This is a genomic window from Amycolatopsis sp. NPDC021455 (genome assembly GCF_040640995.1).
Taxonomy (GTDB): domain Bacteria; phylum Actinomycetota; class Actinomycetes; order Mycobacteriales; family Pseudonocardiaceae; genus Amycolatopsis.
Window position 1 is genome coordinate 334,410 of record NZ_JBFACT010000002.1, and the last position, 14,995, is coordinate 349,404.

Annotated in this window: 17 protein-coding genes; 7 read left to right on the forward strand and 10 right to left on the reverse strand. The window is 72.7% G+C overall.

Annotated features, from left to right (window positions below):
* Nucleotides 1-3 precede the first annotated feature (3 nt).
* Nucleotides 4-381 carry a hypothetical protein gene (locus tag AB0G28_RS04595; protein WP_361082901.1) on the forward strand — a complete coding sequence of 126 codons (378 nt, stop codon included), beginning with the start codon at nucleotides 4-6 and terminating at the stop codon, nucleotides 379-381.
* Here AB0G28_RS04595 and AB0G28_RS04600 read toward each other — a convergent pair.
* Nucleotides 362-2,605 (reverse strand): molybdopterin-dependent oxidoreductase, encoded by a 2,244-nt coding sequence (locus AB0G28_RS04600; protein WP_361082903.1) that lies wholly within the window; start codon nucleotides 2,603-2,605, stop codon nucleotides 362-364. The two genes, AB0G28_RS04595 and AB0G28_RS04600, sit on opposite strands and share 20 nt — an antisense overlap.
* 70 nt (nucleotides 2,606-2,675) lie before the next feature.
* The gene (locus tag AB0G28_RS04605; RefSeq protein ID WP_361082905.1) at nucleotides 2,676-3,107 is read right to left on the reverse strand and encodes a MerR family transcriptional regulator; all 432 of its coding nucleotides are present in this window, start codon (nucleotides 3,105-3,107) and stop codon (nucleotides 2,676-2,678) included.
* 24 nt (nucleotides 3,108-3,131) lie between these two features.
* Here AB0G28_RS04605 and AB0G28_RS04610 point away from each other — a divergent pair, with 24 nt between their 5' ends.
* On the forward strand, nucleotides 3,132-4,523 hold the full coding sequence (locus tag AB0G28_RS04610) for an MFS transporter (RefSeq protein WP_361082906.1): 1,392 nt from the start codon (nucleotides 3,132-3,134) through the stop codon (nucleotides 4,521-4,523).
* Here AB0G28_RS04610 and AB0G28_RS04615 read toward each other — a convergent pair.
* The gene (locus AB0G28_RS04615; RefSeq protein WP_361082908.1) at nucleotides 4,498-4,782 is read right to left on the reverse strand and encodes a ubiquitin-like small modifier protein 1; all 285 of its coding nucleotides are present in this window, start codon (nucleotides 4,780-4,782) and stop codon (nucleotides 4,498-4,500) included. The two genes, AB0G28_RS04610 and AB0G28_RS04615, sit on opposite strands and share 26 nt — an antisense overlap.
* A 3-nt stretch (nucleotides 4,783-4,785) precedes the next feature.
* Nucleotides 4,786-5,868 (reverse strand): exo-alpha-sialidase, encoded by a 1,083-nt coding sequence (locus AB0G28_RS04620; RefSeq protein ID WP_361082909.1) that lies wholly within the window; start codon nucleotides 5,866-5,868, stop codon nucleotides 4,786-4,788.
* Nucleotides 5,869-6,032: 164 nt separating this feature from the next.
* Between AB0G28_RS04620 and AB0G28_RS04625 the strand changes: the two genes are divergently transcribed.
* The 3 genes from AB0G28_RS04625 to AB0G28_RS04635 all read left to right on the forward strand — a co-directional run bounded on the left by AB0G28_RS04625 (nucleotide 6,033) and on the right by AB0G28_RS04635 (nucleotide 8,266).
* On the forward strand, nucleotides 6,033-6,410 hold the full coding sequence (locus tag AB0G28_RS04625) for a YciI family protein (protein WP_361082910.1): 378 nt from the start codon (nucleotides 6,033-6,035) through the stop codon (nucleotides 6,408-6,410).
* Nucleotides 6,411-6,462: 52 nt separating this feature from the next.
* Nucleotides 6,463-7,287 (forward strand): NAD(P)H-binding protein, encoded by an 825-nt coding sequence (locus tag AB0G28_RS04630; RefSeq protein WP_361082911.1) that lies wholly within the window; start codon nucleotides 6,463-6,465, stop codon nucleotides 7,285-7,287.
* Nucleotides 7,288-7,378: 91 nt separating this feature from the next.
* On the forward strand, nucleotides 7,379-8,266 hold the full coding sequence (locus tag AB0G28_RS04635; RefSeq protein WP_361082913.1) for a M48 family metalloprotease: 888 nt from the start codon (nucleotides 7,379-7,381) through the stop codon (nucleotides 8,264-8,266).
* Nucleotides 8,267-8,320: 54 nt separating this feature from the next.
* Here the strand turns inward: AB0G28_RS04635 and AB0G28_RS04640 are convergent, their stop codons facing one another.
* On the reverse strand, nucleotides 8,321-8,935 hold the full coding sequence (locus tag AB0G28_RS04640; protein WP_361082915.1) for an enoyl-CoA hydratase/isomerase family protein: 615 nt from the start codon (nucleotides 8,933-8,935) through the stop codon (nucleotides 8,321-8,323).
* On the reverse strand, nucleotides 8,932-9,525 hold the full coding sequence (locus AB0G28_RS04645) for a TetR/AcrR family transcriptional regulator (RefSeq protein WP_361082917.1): 594 nt from the start codon (nucleotides 9,523-9,525) through the stop codon (nucleotides 8,932-8,934). The genes AB0G28_RS04640 and AB0G28_RS04645 overlap by 4 nt, the downstream gene beginning before the upstream one ends.
* Nucleotides 9,526-9,579: 54 nt before the next feature.
* Here AB0G28_RS04645 and AB0G28_RS04650 point away from each other — a divergent pair, with 54 nt between their 5' ends.
* Nucleotides 9,580-9,933 carry an arsenate reductase family protein gene (locus AB0G28_RS04650; protein ID WP_361082919.1) on the forward strand — a complete coding sequence of 118 codons (354 nt, stop codon included), beginning with the start codon at nucleotides 9,580-9,582 and terminating at the stop codon, nucleotides 9,931-9,933.
* An 11-nt stretch (nucleotides 9,934-9,944) separates the two neighbouring features.
* Here AB0G28_RS04650 and AB0G28_RS04655 read toward each other — a convergent pair whose 3' ends face one another.
* Nucleotides 9,945-11,123 carry a threonine synthase gene (locus tag AB0G28_RS04655; RefSeq protein ID WP_361082920.1) on the reverse strand — a complete coding sequence of 393 codons (1,179 nt, stop codon included), beginning with the start codon at nucleotides 11,121-11,123 and terminating at the stop codon, nucleotides 9,945-9,947.
* Between the two features lie 30 nt (nucleotides 11,124-11,153).
* Here AB0G28_RS04655 and AB0G28_RS04660 point away from each other — a divergent pair, with 30 nt between their 5' ends.
* Nucleotides 11,154-11,933 (forward strand): DUF1295 domain-containing protein, encoded by a 780-nt coding sequence (locus AB0G28_RS04660; RefSeq protein WP_361082922.1) that lies wholly within the window; start codon nucleotides 11,154-11,156, stop codon nucleotides 11,931-11,933.
* Between the two features lie 72 nt (nucleotides 11,934-12,005).
* Here AB0G28_RS04660 and AB0G28_RS04665 read toward each other — a convergent pair whose 3' ends face one another.
* The 3 genes from AB0G28_RS04665 to AB0G28_RS04675 all read right to left on the reverse strand — a co-directional run bounded on the left by AB0G28_RS04665 (nucleotide 12,006) and on the right by AB0G28_RS04675 (nucleotide 14,981).
* A complete protein-coding gene (locus AB0G28_RS04665; RefSeq protein WP_361082923.1) occupies nucleotides 12,006-12,752 on the reverse strand; it encodes an SDR family NAD(P)-dependent oxidoreductase in 747 nt (248 codons plus the stop codon).
* Between the two features lie 82 nt (nucleotides 12,753-12,834).
* Nucleotides 12,835-13,728 carry a LysR family transcriptional regulator gene (locus AB0G28_RS04670; RefSeq protein WP_361082925.1) on the reverse strand — a complete coding sequence of 298 codons (894 nt, stop codon included), beginning with the start codon at nucleotides 13,726-13,728 and terminating at the stop codon, nucleotides 12,835-12,837.
* A complete protein-coding gene (locus tag AB0G28_RS04675; protein WP_361082927.1) occupies nucleotides 13,728-14,981 on the reverse strand; it encodes a cytochrome P450 in 1,254 nt (417 codons plus the stop codon). Before AB0G28_RS04675 ends, AB0G28_RS04670 begins: the two co-directional genes overlap by 1 nt.
* Between the last annotated feature and the right edge of the window lie 14 nt (nucleotides 14,982-14,995).

The window sequence follows — 14,995 nt, forward strand, 5'->3', positions numbered from 1 at the left end:
CGGGTGCGCGAATGGTGGCAGACAATTCCCGGCGCCGATGTTAGAACGGTATTCATGCGACCATTCTTCCGGATTTCCGTAATCGCCTCGGCCGTCGTCCTGATGACCGGCGGCGGCGTCGCCACGGCGGCCCCCGGGGACACCGTGAACGGCCAGATCGTGGGTTTCACCGCCACCGCGACCACGCTGACCGCGGTGAACCGGATCTCCAACTTCCCGCTCGGCCCCATCATCCCGTTGCCGGCGACGATTTACCGGGTGGTCGGCGGTTCCCCGCAGGTGGTGGCCGACGGCGTGGGTTTCGTGCAGTACCAGTGCGACGGCACCGCGATCAATACCTACACCGCCGTCGGCCGGGAGCTCACGGTTCCCTGCGGCTGAGGCCGTTTTCCGGCCGGATTTCGCAGAGCGACGCGCGCAGTGGTGAGCTGCCGCTGATCGGGTCGCTCGGTCCCTGGCTCAGCACGAGGTTGAGGTTGGCGCTGCCCTCGCCGACGGCCGGGTAGCCCGGCCGGCCGAGCTCGGACGCCGGCTGCCACCAGCCGTGCTGGCCGCACACCACGCCCGGGTCGAGGTTGCCGTTGAACTTGGCCCGGGCGCGGACGCTCCCCAGCGGCGTCTCCAGCCGCACCCAGTCGCCGGCCGTGATGCCGCGCGCCGCCGCTGTCTCCGGATGCAGCTCGACCTGGGGGTCGGGGGCCGACTTGCGCAGGCTCGGGATCTCGCGGTGCTGGGTTTCGCAGAAGAACAGCGACTTCGCGCACGTCAGGATCAGCGGGTAGCGGGCCGCCAGGTCCGGCCGGGAGCGCGGGCCGATCGACGGCTCGTCGTACGTCGGCAGCGGTGGGTACCCCTGCGCGCGCAGCCTCTCGGAGTACAGCTCGACCACGCCGGACGGCGTCCGGAAACCACGCTGTTCGTACTTGCGGTGAACCGTCTCCAGCGGCAGGCGGATTCCCTCCGGAGCGGCTCTCAGCTCGTCGAGGCTGACGCCGCTGGGCGCGAGCTGGTACCGCCAGGCCGCCTCGACGTCGCCGCCGAAGAAGTGCTCGCCCAGGCCGAGTGCGACCGCGAGGTCGAAGATGATCCGCAGGTCCGGACGCGCTTCCCCGCGCGGGGTGACCAGCGGCCGCCGCAGCTGGACGGTCGCCTGCGCGTCCTGGCCGGTCTCGAACCCGATTCGCAGCGCTTCGGCTTCCCACGCGCTCGTCGCGGGCAGGACGATGTCCGCCTGCTCCGCGGTCGGGCTGAGGAACAGGTCCGTGTGCACGAAGAAGTCGAGCGCGCCGAGCGCGTCCCGGCCCCGCGCGCTGTCGCCGTGGGCCATCACCAGGTTGGCGCCGAAGTTGACCAGCGCCCGCGCCCGGTACGGCACGCCGTCCAACGCCGCCTTGTAGAAGTCCTCGCCGGTGACGAACTCGAACCGCGCCGGGCCGAGCGGCCGCTCCCGGACGCCGATGGCCTTGGCGCGCTGCCCGGGCGGAAGCAGCTGTGCCCCGTCGACCGGGTTGGCCGGGACCGGCGTGAACAGGACGTTCCCGCCCGGCACGTCGAGGCACCCCGTGAGCGCGTACAGCTGGCCGATGGCCCGCACGGTCTGGGTCGCGTTGCTGTGCTGTTCGAGCCCGCTCCACGTGTAGAACGCGAGCGGGCGCGCTTCCCAGAGCAGCCGGGCCACGGCGGTGATCTGCGCGGCGGGCACGCCGGTGATCTGCTCGGCCACCTCGGGGGCGAACCGCGCGCACTCCTCGGCGATCAGGTCCCACACCCGGCGCGTGGGCACGTCGCCCGGTTCTGTTCCGGGTGCGAGCAGTTCGCCGGTGTCGGTACGGACCTGCCACGACGCGTTCGTCCAGCGCTCGACGAACCCGGTGTCGTACCAGCCGTTCTCGATCATCACGTGCGTGATCGCCAGCGCCAGCGCCGCGTCCGTGCCGGGGCGGACGCGCAGCCACTGGTCCGCCTTGCTCGCCAGGCCGGCCCGGCGGGGGTCGACCACGACGAGCTTCGCGCCCCGCCGCAGCGCGGCCGTGGTCGCGGTCGCGTGCGCGAGCCGGGACACCGACGGGTTGTACCCCCAGTAGAGGACGCAGCCGGCGTTGTCGAGGTCGGGCAGGTAGGCGCCCGGCACCGGCTCGCCCCAGGTGTAGGTGGTCGCGAGGTGGCGGCCCCAGCCGCACAGCTCCATGTAGGTGAGCAGGTTGGGGCTGCCGAAGGCCCGCCGGAGCCGCTGCAGCCAGTCGACCGAGTCCGACATCGCCGACGTCGACGGCGAGGCGCTGCCGAACACCACCGCTTCCGGCCCCGACTCCGCGGCGATCGCCGTCAGCCGCGCGGCGATCGTGGCCAGTGCTTCGTCCCAACCGAGCGGTTCCCAGCCCGGGTCGGCCGCGCCCTTCGGGGCGGTCCGGCGCAGGGGGTGCGGCAGCCGGTCGGGGTGCGCGACGATCTCCGGCGCCGCCTTGCCCTTGACGCAGATCGCCCCGCCCGTCGGATGGCCCGGCAGGGGGCGAAGCGCCAGCAGACGCCCGTCCTCGACCGTCGCGGTGGCCCCGCAGCGGGACACACACAGTGGGCAGAACGTCGCCACCTCGGTCGTCGTCATCCCGCACCTCCGAACCGAGCCTCTGTCCAAGGAATCGCGTCCGGCTCCGATGCCGTAACAACCGCGCGCGTCAGCGTGGTCCGGCCGGCGCCCAGAGGCCGTCCGCGTCGCCCGCTTCCAGGCGGCCGCGGTACACGCCGATCTTGCGGTCGATCAGCTCGAGGTTCTCCTGCAGCTCGGCCAGCCGGGCCAGCACGTCGGCGCGGTGCTCCTCCAGCAGCGCCAGCCGTTCCTGCTCGTTGCCGCGGCCGGCGGCGACGAGGTCCGCGTACCGGCGGATCGTCTTGATCGGCATGCCCGTGGCCCGCAGCTTGGTGCAGATCTTGATCCAGTCCAGGTCCAGCTGCCGGTACCGGCGCCGGCCGCCGCTGGTGCGGTCGACCCGGGTCACCACCAGGCCCGCTCGTTCGTAGTAGCGCAGCGTGTGCGCGCTGACTCCGGTGCGGCGGGCCGCGTCCGCGATCGTCAGCCCCTCCGCGGGGATCGGCTTGACTTCGAGCACGCTCTAAATCCTAGCGTCGGATCCATGAACGTTCCGACTTCGCGCCGCCCGGCGCTCGTGCTCGCGATCTGCTGCGCCAGCATCGTCGTCGTGGTGATGGACATCTCCATCGTCACCGTCGCGCTGCCGTCGATCCGCCGCGACCTGGGCGCGTCCGTCTCCGGTCTGCAGTGGACGGTCGACGCCTACACGCTGGTGCTGGCCGGGTTCCTCGTGCTCGCCGGGTCGGCCGCCGACCGGTTCGGCCGCAAGCGCGTCTTCCAGTGCGGCCTGGCCCTCTTCGGCCTCGGGTCACTGCTGTGCAGCCTGGCTCCGGGCATCGGCTGGCTGATCGCGGCGCGCGCCGTGCAGGCCGCCGGCGGCACCATGCTGAACCCGGTCGCGATGGCCATCGTCGCCACCACCTTCCCCGTCCCGGCCGAACGCGCCCGCGCGATCGGCGTGTTCGGCTCGATGTCCGGCTTGGCGCTGGCGCTCGGGCCGATCCTCGGCGGCGTGCTGGTCGACGCCTTCGGCTGGCGGGCCGTCTTCTGGGTCAACGTCCCGATCATCGCCGCCGCGCTGGTCGCCACCGCGCTGTTCGTGCCCGAGTCCCGCGCGCCGCGGGCCCGCCGGTTCGACCCCGTGGGACAGGTGCTCGTGGTCGTCGTGCTCGGCAGCGTCGTCTACGCCCTCATCGAAGCGCGCTCGCTGGGCTGGACGTCGCCGGAGATCCTCGGCCTGCTCGCCCTCGCCGGGCTCGGCGTGCTCGGGCTCCTGGCCTGCGAACCCCGCCGCGCCGACCCGCTGCTGGAGCTGCGCCTGTTCCGCAGCATCGCCTTCAGCTCGGCGATCCTCATGGCACTGCTGGCCCTGTGCGGGTTCGGGATCTTCCTGTTCACCGCCACCCAGTACCTCCAGGACGTCCGCGGCATGACGGCACTGGCGGCCGGGCTGTACCTGCTGCCGGTCGGGCTGCTCGTCCTCGTCCTGTCCCCGCGGACCGGGCGGCTCGTCGGCACCCGCGGCCCGCGGGGGCCGCTGGTCGTCGCCGGAGCCGCGCTCACGGCGGGCGGCGCCGCCGCGGCGGCGTGGCTCGGCCCGGCGACGCCGCTGCCCGTGGTGCTGGCGACCTTCGTGCTGTTCGGCGTCTTCCTCGGCACGGTCAACCCGCCGATCACCAACACCGCCGTCTCCGGGATGCCGGCTTCGATGGCCGGGCTGGCCGCCTCGCTGGCGTCCTCGGGACGTCAGACCGGCACGACCCTGGGCGTCGCACTGTCGGGTCTGGGACACGGCGTGTGGTGGCTGGTCGCCGGGCTCGGTGCCGGCCTCCTCGCCCTGGCGCTGCTCGGCACCGGCCGCCGGGCGGCGGCGACGGCCCGGCGGGCGGCGGGCCTGTTCGACGAGCTCAGCCTCCCGCGACCGACGGGATGATCTGCACCTCGGCGGCGTCGCGGAGCACGGCCGCGGGACCGCCGCGGTGGCGGCACTCCTCGCCGTCGACGTAGAAGTTGACGTACCGGCGCAGCCCCGCCTGTTCGTCGCGCAGCCGTCGTTCCAGTGCCGGGTACCGCTGCGCGAGCGCGTCGAGCAGGGTGCCCAGCGTGGCCGGCTCGCCGACCTCGACGTCCAGCCGGGACTCGCCGCCGGCCTTGTCCCGCAGCGTCCCGGGCAGCAGCACGGTGATCCGCACGGCTCACACCCTCGCGGCGCGGACGCACAGCACGTCGGGCAGGTGCGCGGCGACGAGCTGCCAGCTGTCGCCGTCGTCCCGGCTGGCGTAGACGTCACCGGTCCGCGAGCCGAAGTACACCCCGGCCGGGTCGGCGTCGTCGGTGCACATCGCGTCCCGCATGACGCCGGCCCAGTACCCGTCCGGCAGGCCCGGCCCCAGCGCCTCCCACGACTTACCGGCGTCCTCGCTGCGGTACACCCGGCACCGGCCCTCCGGCGGGAACCGCATCGCGTCCGCGACCAGCGGGAACGTGTAGATCACCTCGGGCCGGTGGGGGTGGACGACCATCGGGAAGCCGAAGTCGCTGGGCAGGCCGTCGGCGATGGACTGCCAGGTCGCGCCGGCGTCGTCGCTGCGGTAGACGCCGTGGTGGACCTGCGCGAACAGGCGGTCCGGCTCGGCCGGGTGGCGGGCGACCTTGTGCACGCACTGGCCGTATTCGGGGTACGGGTCGGGCACGTGGACGGCCTTGATGCCGGTGTTGCTCGCCTGCCAGGACTCACCGCCGTCTTCGGAGCGGTAGACGCCGCCGGTCGACATCGCCACGGTGATCCGGCCGGGCTCGCTCGGGTGGGGGAGCACGGTGTGGATGGCCTTGCCGCCGCCCCCGGGCGTCCAGTGCTCCCGGTGCGGGTGGTCCCACAGGCCACGGACCAGCTCGTAGGTGCGGCCGCCGTCGGTCGAACGGAACAGCGCGGACGGCTCGGTGCCCGCGTAGACGACGTCCGGCTCGCTCGCCGGGCCGGGGACGAGCTGCCACGCCCGGACGAGCGATTCGCCGGTGTCCGCGGGGAACGCGATCGGGGCGTGGTCGGGTTCGGCCCAGGTCGCGCCCAGGTCGTCGCTGGTGGCCACGCCCGGCCCGAAGTGCTCGCTGGTGATCCCGGCCAGCACCCGGGGCGTGGCGCGGCGCGTGTCGATGCCGACCGCGTAGACGTCGGTCATGGGGTGGTGCGGGCCGGTCACCTCCCAGCTCGTCCGGTCGTCCGTGCCGGTCGCCAGCCACAGACCCTTGCGCGTGCCGATAGCGAGCAGGACAGCCATTCCGGAACCTTCCCTTCGAGGTGACGCGCGTCACAATACTCCGCTCGGGAAAATGTCCCGGAGAAATGTCGAGAGCCGCGCGCGGCCGATCGACGCGGGGGTGAAGGCCGGTCACCGCGTCCGGAACAGAACCGGACCCCGGTCGGAAAACCAGGGAGCAGACCATGCGTTTCCTCATGATGCACCGGATCGACGAGAACGACCCCGAGGCGTGGAACCCGAGCCCGGAGTTCATCGAGAAGATGGGCGGGTTCATCCAGGAGTCGGCGGAGAAGGGGATCCTGATCACCGCGGAGGGCGTGCACAAGACGGACAAGGGCTCGCTGGTCCGCAAGCCCCGCGGCGCGGCGATCCGCGTCACCGACGGCCCGTTCGCCGAGGCCAAGGAGGTCATCGGCGGGTTCGCGCTGATCAACGCGGCGGACCGGGCCGAGGCCGTCGAGTTCGCCAAGCGGTACGTCGAGCTGTTCGACATGGAGATCGAGGTCGAGGTGCGCCAGGTCGTCGAGTTCGAAGACATCGAGGCTCAGGCCCAGGCGTGACGGCGGCCGGTGGCGCTAGGCTGGCCCGGAACGACACTCTGGGGGTGGAGCGATGTTCCTGGTCACCGGCGCCACCGGCAACGTCGGCGCGGAAGTGGTTTCGGCGCTCGCCGGGGCGGGGGCGCCGGTCCGGGCGCTGGTGCGCCGGCCGGACGCCGAACTGCCGCAAGGCGCCGAGGCCGCCGTGGGCGACCTCAACGATCACGGCACCCTCGACGACGCGCTCAAGGGCGTCGAAGGGGTCTTCCTGCTGCCCGGCTACGAGGACATGCCGGGCATGCTGGCCAGGGCGCGAGACGCGGGCGTGCGGCGGATCGTGCTGCTGTCCGGCGGTTCCGCCGCCCTCGAGAACCTGGACAACGCGGTCTCGCGGTACATGACGCTGGCCGAACGGGCGGTGCGCGAGTCGGGGCTGGACTGGACGTTCCTGCGGCCGCGGGCGTTCATGTCGAACGCCCTGCGCTGGCTGCCGCAACTGCGTGAGGGCGACACCGTCCGCGTGCAGTTCCCCACCGTCGCGGCCGCCTGCGTGGACCCGGCCGACATCGCGGCGGTGGCGGCTCTCGCCCTGGCCGGCGGCCACGAGGGACGGATCCACGAACTGACCGGGCCGGTCGCGATGCGGCCCGCGGAGCAGGTCGCCGTGCTGGCTTCCGTGCTGGGCCGGGACCTCCGGGCAGCGGAACTGTCGAACGACGAGACGCGCGCGGAGCTCGAGGCGAGCATGCCGCGCGAGTACGTCGACGCGTTTTGGAACTTCTACGTCGAGGGGACCCTCGACGAGGCGACGGTGTACCCCGCGGTCCCCGAAGTGACCGGGCGCCCCGCCCGCACCTTCGCCGAGTGGGCCGAGGCGCACGCCGGCGCCTTCCGCTGAGGCGCCGCCGTTCGGTTGAGGGGCGTTGTGCTCCGGTTCGCCGCGGGCCAAGGTGGTTCTGCTGTCGGGCACCGGGTGCGGGGGAGCGGACGTGGGCGAGGTCGAGCGGCGGCGGTCGTGGCCCGACGTCTCCGCCGTGCTGGCCGTCGTGCTCGCGGTTCCCGTCGTCGCCGGCGGCCTGCTGGTGCTCGCCCTGCTGGGGAAGCTCGTCTGGCCCGCGTGGTTCTGGGTGGTGCCGGCCGGCTGGGTGGTGGCCGGCGGGATCACCTTCGTGCCCGCCTTCGAGCACTTCCTGTTGCCGCTGCTGTTCGGCATGCGGTCGCCGACCACGCGGGAGCTGGCGCGGCTCACCCCCTGCTGGCAGGACGTGTGCGAGGCGGCGGGCGTGGACGGCGGCCGCTACCGGCTGTGGGTGGACCGGTCGCGCGAGCTGAACGCGTTCGCGGCGGGCGGCCGGACGGTCGCGGTGACGCGGACCGCGCTCGACCTCCCGCCGCCGGGGCTGGCGGCGATCCTGGCGCACGAACTCGGCCACCACCTCGCCGGCCACACCCGGTTTTCGCTGTTCTTCTGGTGGCTGGAGCTGCCGGCGCGGATCCTCGCCCGGCTCGTCCGGTGGCTGGCGCTGGCCGTGCCCTACGTCGGCCGCGCGTTCGCCTCCTTCGGGCGGTCGGTGGCCGTGCTCGTGACCGTGCTGCTGACGCTGGGCATCCTCACCGCCCTGGCCTTCCTCGACCCGTGGCTGCTGCTGGCCCCGCTGCTCGGCCCGGTGCTGGCCTGGTCGAAACGGCTCGGCGAGTACCGGGCCGACCTGATGGCCGCGCGGCTCGGCTACGGCCCGGAGCTGATCGCGCTGCTCAAGGAGTGGATCAGGGCGAACCGCGGCGACGAGCGGCGGCTGTGGGCGCGGCTGCTGGCCGGCCACCCGGCCCACATCGACCGGATCAAGCGGCTGAAGGAGCGCGGCTTCAGGGCGTGAGCACGACCTTGCCCGCCGGATGTCCTCCGTGAAAGAGCCGATGCTGATCGACGCCTACCCCGCCCGCAGTGCCGCCACGGCCGGGGCGAACATGGTCGCCTTGATCGCGCCCAGCGTGCCGCGGTCCTTGCCCGCCAGCGCCTGTGCCCGCCCGCGAGCCACCTCGACCACTTCGCCCTCGGCCGCGATCTCGTCCACCAGCCCGATCGCCAGCGCGTCCGGACCGCCGAAACGCCGTCCCGTGGTCATCGACGCGATCGCCGCGGACGGTGTCAGCTTGCCCTGGATCAGCGCCGCCATCCCCGGCGTGAACGGGATGTTGATGTCCGCCTCCGGGAAGCAGAAGTAACCGCGGTCGGACCGCATCACGCGGAAGTCGTGCGCCATCGCCAGCATCGCGCCCGCGCCGAACGCGTGGCCGTTGATCGCCGCGACCGTCGGGACCGGCAGCGTCAGCACCCGCGCGAACAGCTCCTGCACGTCCGCCACGTACTCCGGCGCCCGGTCGCCGTGGGCCGTCAGCCATTCGAGGTCCAGGCCGTTCGAATAGAACTTGCCGCCGCCGGTGGTCACCAGCACGTCGTCCACTCCGTCCAAAGTGGAGTGCACGCGCTGCAGCCACGCCGGCGAGAAGCGGTTCTCGTCGTCGCCCAGGTGAAGTACGGTCACGGCCGGTCCTTTTCTCGCGGGGGCACGGTCAGCACGGCCCGCACGGCGGCGGCCAGCCTTTCCCGCACCAGGGGGTCGGTGAGGTCGCGCCGGAAGAACGCGGTCGGCAGGTCGACGACGCACGTCGTGATCACCTCGACGGCCAGGCCGTCGCCGCGGTCCCACAGCTGCCGGGCGAGCCGGACCAGCAGCGCGACCAGCCGCTTGTCCACCGCGTGCAGCGCGTCCGCCAGCTCTTCGGGCAGCTCGGGCCCGAAGAGCCGATCGCCCTTCACGGCCAGCAGCATCCGCGCCCCGTCGGGACGCAGGGAGGCGAACACCGCGGGCGTGTCCGCCGCCGCGACGACGGCTTCCACCGGCGACGCGGCCTGATCCACCAACGCTGTCTGCAGGTCGAGGAACGCGGTCGCCGCGCGCAGCCAGACCTGGGCCAGCAACGCGCTCAGCGACCCGAACGCGTGATAAATGGTCCCGTTCGGAACGCCTGCGGCCGCCGCCAAGCCACGCACCGTGACATCCGTCGAGGAGGCGACGAGCCGCTCGGCGACGTCGAGCAGCGCGTCGAGGTCGTGGACGCGGGGACGGGGCATGCCGCGACGGTAACAGAACACGTGCTCCAAAACCATCGCGGTAAGCTGCCGCCCGTGGAGATCTGGATCAACCCGGCGTGCTCGAAGTGCCGGTCCGCGGTGTCGATACTGGACGAGGCGGGCGCGGAGTACACCGTCCGCCGCTACCTCGAGGCCCCGCCGACCGCGGCGGAGCTCGAAGACGTCCTGAAGCGCCTCGGCCTCGAGCCGTGGGACATCGCGCGCACCGGCGAGCCGATCGCGAAGGACCTCGGCCTGAAGACGTGGGGACGCACGCCCGAAGACCGCTCCCGCTGGATCGACGCCCTGGCCGAGTACCCGAAACTGATCCAGCGCCCGATCATCACGGCCGACGACGGCACCGCGGTCGTCGCCCGCGACCCCGAGACGGTTCGCTCGGTCCTTTAAGGCTGGCTCTTTTAAGGAAGTGGCACCGTCTCCGGGTACTTGATCCCGGCGCCGGTGTTGAGCACGACGACGTCCTCGTCGCCTTCGAGCCACCCGGACTCGCGAAGGTGCCTCACAGCGGCGAAGCACGCTCCACCCTCCGGGCAGACGAAGGTGCCTTCGCGCTCGGCGAGTTCCCGTTGCGCGGCAAGCAGTTCCTCGTCGGTGACGGCGACCGCGGTGCCGCCGGTCGCGTACACCGCGTCGAGCACCAGGAAGTCGCCCAAAGCCTTGGGCACGGTGATGCCGAAGGCGACCGTCCGGGCGTCCGGGAACGGCGTGCTTTCCCGCTCACCGCGCGAAAACGCCGTGACGATCGGCGCGCACCCGGTGGCCTGCACCGCCACCAGCCGCGGCAGCGGGCCGGAAACCCAGCCCAGCTCCCGCATTTCCAGCAGGGCCTTGTGGATCCCGATGATGCCGACCCCGCCGCCGGTGGGGTAGAGGATGACGTCGGGCAGCCGCCAGCCGAACTGCTCGGCGATCTCGTACCCCATCGTCTTCTTGCCCTCGATGCGGTACGGCTCCTTCAGCGTCGAGACGTCCTGGACGCCTTCGCGCCCCGAAAGCGCCGAAGCGACGAGCTTGCCCGCGTCGCCGATGAGACCGTCCACCCGGTACAGCTCCGCGCCGGCGGCGACGCACTCGCGCATGGTGATCGGCGGCGCGCCGTCCGGCATCGCGATCAGGCTCGTCAGTCCCGCGCGGGCCGCGTACAACGCCCACGCCGCACCCGCGTTGCCGTTCGTCGGCATCGCGATCCCGCGCACGCCCAGCTCGGCCGCCCGCGAGACGCCGACCGCGGCGCCGCGGGCCTTGAACGTGCCGGTCGGGATCAGGCCTTCGTCCTTCATCCACAGCCGGGACAGGCCCAGCTCACGGCCGTAGCGCGGCAGCCGCAGCAACGGCGTCATGCCTTCGCCGAGGCTCACGACGTTCTCGGGCGAGCGCACCGGCAGCACCTCGTGGTAGCGCCACAGCGTCGGTTCCCGCCCGGCGATCTCCTTCGGCGTCACGGCTTCGCGGACGCCGTCGAGGTCGTACCGCGCCAGCAGCGGCGCGCCGGCCGGGGAGAGCCCTTGGACGGCGTCGGCGTCGAACCGCTCGCCGGTCCGGGAGCAGTCGAGGTGGCTCAGGAACGAATACGGCACGGCGCCGATCCTAGGTCCTAAAGTGTCGTCATGGACGCGCTGCGGGTGTGCCTGTACGTCTTCGCCGGGGTCACCCTCGGCACCTGGCTGCTGTCGGTGCTGACCAGGGAGTATTCCTGGGTGGACCGGATCTGGTCGATCGTCCCGGTCGCCTACGTGGGCATCTTCGCCGGCGCCGCCGGGTTCGCCGACACGCGGCTCGACGTGCTGTTCGCGCTGGTCACGCTGTGGGGCATCCGGCTGACCTTCAACTTCGCGAGGAAGGGCGGCTACGCGCCCGGCGGCGAGGACTACCGGTGGGCGGTCCTGCGCGAGCGGATGGCGCCGTGGCAGTTCCAGCTGTTCAACTTCTTCTTCATCTCGCTGTACCAGAACGTGATCCTCCTGCTGATCACGCTGCCCGCGTACACGGCGTTGCAGCACCAGGGGTCGTTCGGCGCCGGGGACGTCGTCGTCGCGGTGGTCTTCGCCGCGTTCCTGGCCGGGGAGACGGTCGCGGACCAGCAGCAGTGGGCGTTCCACCGGGAGAAGCACGCGGGCCGCGCGCCGACCCGGTTCCTGCAGACCGGGTTGTTCCGCTACTCGCGGCACCCGAACTTCTTCTTCGAGCAGGCGCAGTGGTGGGCGGTCGCCGCGTTCGGCGTCGTCGCCGGCGGTCCGCAGTGGACGGTCGTCGGCGCGGTCCTGCTGACACTGCTGTTCGTCGGTTCGACGCGGTTCACGGAGAGCATCACGAAGTCCCGGTACCCGGAGTACGCCGACTACCAGCGGCGGACGTCGGCGGTGGTGCCATGGCCGGTCCGCGGATGACTGTGGTCACCTTGTCGTGAGTGGTAAGGCGGGTTCTGACCCGCCTTACCACTCACGACCGCCGGCGCGGGCTCAGACGGCCGCGCGGCCGCCGTCCACCGGGAGGATCGCGCCGTGGACGAAGCTCGAACCGTCCGCCACCAGGAACGCGATCGCCGAAGCGATCTCCTCCGGCGAGGCCACCCGGCCGGCCGGGCCCGCCGCGGCCAGCTCGTCCAGGCCGTCGCCGAAGACTGCCGTGCCTTCCGTGCGCGTCGGGCCCGGGCTGACCGCGTTGACCCGCACCCCGGACGGCCCGTACTCCGCCGCCCACGCCTTCGTCATCAGCTCGATGGCTGCCTTCGACGAGCCGTAGAGCGCCATGCCCGCCATGCCCCTGGCAGCGACGATCGTGGAGACGTTGACGATCGCGCCGCGCCCGCGGGCGGCCATCTCCGGCGCCAACGCCGCGACGAGGTAGAACGGCACCTTCACGTTCGTCGCGAACACCGCGTCGAAGTCCGCCTCCGAGAAGTCCGCGGTCGGTCCGGTCGGGAAGATCCCGGCGTTGTTGACCAGCACGTCGATCGGCCCGCCCACCTCGCGCGCCCGGTCGGCCAGGGCACGCGCGGACGCGGCGTCCGTCAGCTCCACCGCCACGAAGTCGGCCTTGCCGCCGTCCGCGCGGATCGCCCCGACGACCTCGGCACCGCGTCCGGCGTCCCGGCCGGACAGCACCACATGGGCGCCGAGCCCGGCCAGGGCCACCGCCGTCGCGCGGCCGATGCCCCTCGTCCCGCCGGTCACCAGCGCCGTCGACCCGGACAGTTCTGCACTCATCGCTCTGCTCCTTCGCATCCTCGGTCGAAGGGTTCAAGCGCGATCACCGGGAACGGGCTTCCGGAAACGAGTTCGGCCCTCCTTATGCCCCCGATCCGGTTCGCCGATGGTCTTCCAGCGCCGCGACGAAGTCCGCCACGTCCCGCCGCCGCGACGCCGCCGGCCAGACGGCCCAGGTCCGCCGCACGATCGGGCGCCCCGCCAGCGGCACCCACCGCACGGTGTCCGGCAGCGGGTACGGCCACTCGGGCGGCGCGAACGCGTACGCCCCGCCCGCGCTGACCGCCGGGATCTTGAGCTCGACGATCAGCCGCTGCTCCTCCGGGACCTCCGGGCCGACGTCGAGGCCGTGGCTGCGCAGGATCGCCGCCAGCTCGTCGTACCACGCCGGGCTGCCCGCGCGCGGGAAGGCGAACCACTCCAGCCCGGCGAGGTCCTCCAGCCGGACCGGCGAGCCGAGCTTCTCCGCGAGGTCCGTGGCGAGCAGGACGCCGACGTCCTCCTCGACGACGAGCGCCGCGTCCAGGTCGGGGCCGGCCGGGCGTTCGCGGACCAGCCCGACGTCCAGCTCGCCCGCCCGCAGCGCGGCCACCTGCGCCACCGACGACAGGTGCCGGGCCTGCACCCGCGTGTCCGGCAGCCGCGCGAGCGCCGAGGGCAGCAGCTCCGGCGGCAGTTCCAGGGGGACGCCGACGCGCAGCACCCCGCCACCGTCCGCGGTGTGCCGGGCCATGGCCGCGAGCGCCTGGTCGTGGCGGGCCAGCACGGCGCGGGCCTCGCCGAGCAGCGTCGTCCCGGCGTCCGTGACCTGGACACCCGTGCTCGTGCGCACCAGCAGCCGGACGCCGAGCCGCCGTTCGAGGGCGGTGATCGTCTGGGACAGCGCGGGCTGGCTCACGTGCAGCTGCCGGGCCGCCTTCGACATCGCGCCCGCCTCGACCACCGCGACGAACGCCCGCAACTCCCGGATCTCCATCAGCCGCTCCACCGGATCGGCAGCGACTTGAGGCCGTTCTGGAAGTTCGACCGCAGTCGCACGGGCTCGCCGGCGAGCTCCACGAAGCCGAGCTGGTCGAGCACCGCGTCGAACATGGCCCGCATCTGGACCCGCGCCAGCTGCGCGCCGAGGCAGAAGTGCGGGCCGTGACCGAAGGTCAGGTGGTCGTTCGGCGTCCGGGCGATGTCGAAGACGTCCGGGTCCTCGAACACCTCCGGATCGCGGTTGGCCGAGGAGAACCAGACCACGACCTTGTCCCCGGCGGCGATGTCCACATCGGACAGCCGGACGTCGGAAACGGCCGTGCGCCGGAAGTGCATCACCGGCGTCCACCACCTCAACATCTCTTCCACCGCCGACGGCAGCAGCGACCGATCCGCCAGCAACCGCCGGTATTCCGCGGGGTGCGACAGCAGCGCGAGCATCCCGCCGGGCAGGCCGTTGCGCAGGGTTTCGTTGCCCGCCACGGAAAACAGCCAGAACAGGTTCTCGAACTCGGCGAGCGAGACGCGGGCGCCGTCGTCGCCGACGTGCCGCATCAGGTTGCTCATCACGTCGTCGCCGGGGTGCGAACGCTTGTACCCCCCGAGGGCGTTCGCGTACGCGTAGAGGTCCGGCATCCCGGCGCGCGTGCGCGGGTCGGGCATCGATCCGTCCGGGCCGGGGGACGGCCGGACGGCGAGCGCGGCCCGGGCCAGCTCGGTCACCTCGGCGGGGGAGACGGTCGCACTGACCGCGTATTCGGCGTCCTGGTAGCCGATCACGCGGTTGCTCCAGTCGTACATCAGCCGCCGGTCCTGCTCCGGCACGCCGAACACCGCGGCCAGGGTGAGCAGCGGCAGATCGGCGGCCACCTGGGCGAAGTCGCACTCGCCCCGGTCGGCGACCGCGGCGACGAGGTCACGCGCCCAGCTCTCGATCTGCGAGGTCAGCTTCGCGACCGCCCGCGGGGTGAACGCCTTGGTGAGCAGCCCGCGCAGCCTCCCGTGCTCCGGCGGGTCCATGTTGAGCATCATGCGGCGCACGTACGCGAGGTCGGCGGCGTCGCGGATCTGCGTCCCGCCGAGCTGCGAGGAGAACGTCCCGGGGTCGCGCAGCACCCGCCGCACGTCGGCGTGGCGCAGCACGGCCCAGAAGTCGTCGACGCGCACCACCGGCGACTCGCGCCGCAGCCGCGCCAGCTCTTCGTGCGGGACGCCCCGCACGTAGGTGTCCGGATCGGTGATCCCCACGAACCGACCCTAGC

Coding starts and splice junctions, on each gene's coding strand:
- AB0G28_RS04670 (WP_361082925.1), bottom strand. CDS start 13,728: ATGGAGATCCGGGAGTTGCGGGCGTTCGTCGCGGTGGTCGAGGCGGGC.
- AB0G28_RS04665 (WP_361082923.1), bottom strand. CDS start 12,752: ATGAGTGCAGAACTGTCCGGGTCGACGGCGCTGGTGACCGGCGGGACG.
- AB0G28_RS04610 (WP_361082906.1), top strand. CDS start 3,132: ATGAACGTTCCGACTTCGCGCCGCCCGGCGCTCGTGCTCGCGATCTGC.
- AB0G28_RS04630 (WP_361082911.1), top strand. CDS start 6,463: ATGTTCCTGGTCACCGGCGCCACCGGCAACGTCGGCGCGGAAGTGGTT.
- AB0G28_RS04600 (WP_361082903.1), bottom strand. CDS start 2,605: ATGACGACGACCGAGGTGGCGACGTTCTGCCCACTGTGTGTGTCCCGC.
- AB0G28_RS04620 (WP_361082909.1), bottom strand. CDS start 5,868: ATGGCTGTCCTGCTCGCTATCGGCACGCGCAAGGGTCTGTGGCTGGCG.
- AB0G28_RS04660 (WP_361082922.1), top strand. CDS start 11,154: ATGGACGCGCTGCGGGTGTGCCTGTACGTCTTCGCCGGGGTCACCCTC.
- AB0G28_RS04625 (WP_361082910.1), top strand. CDS start 6,033: ATGCGTTTCCTCATGATGCACCGGATCGACGAGAACGACCCCGAGGCG.
- AB0G28_RS04645 (WP_361082917.1), bottom strand. CDS start 9,525: ATGCCCCGTCCCCGCGTCCACGACCTCGACGCGCTGCTCGACGTCGCC.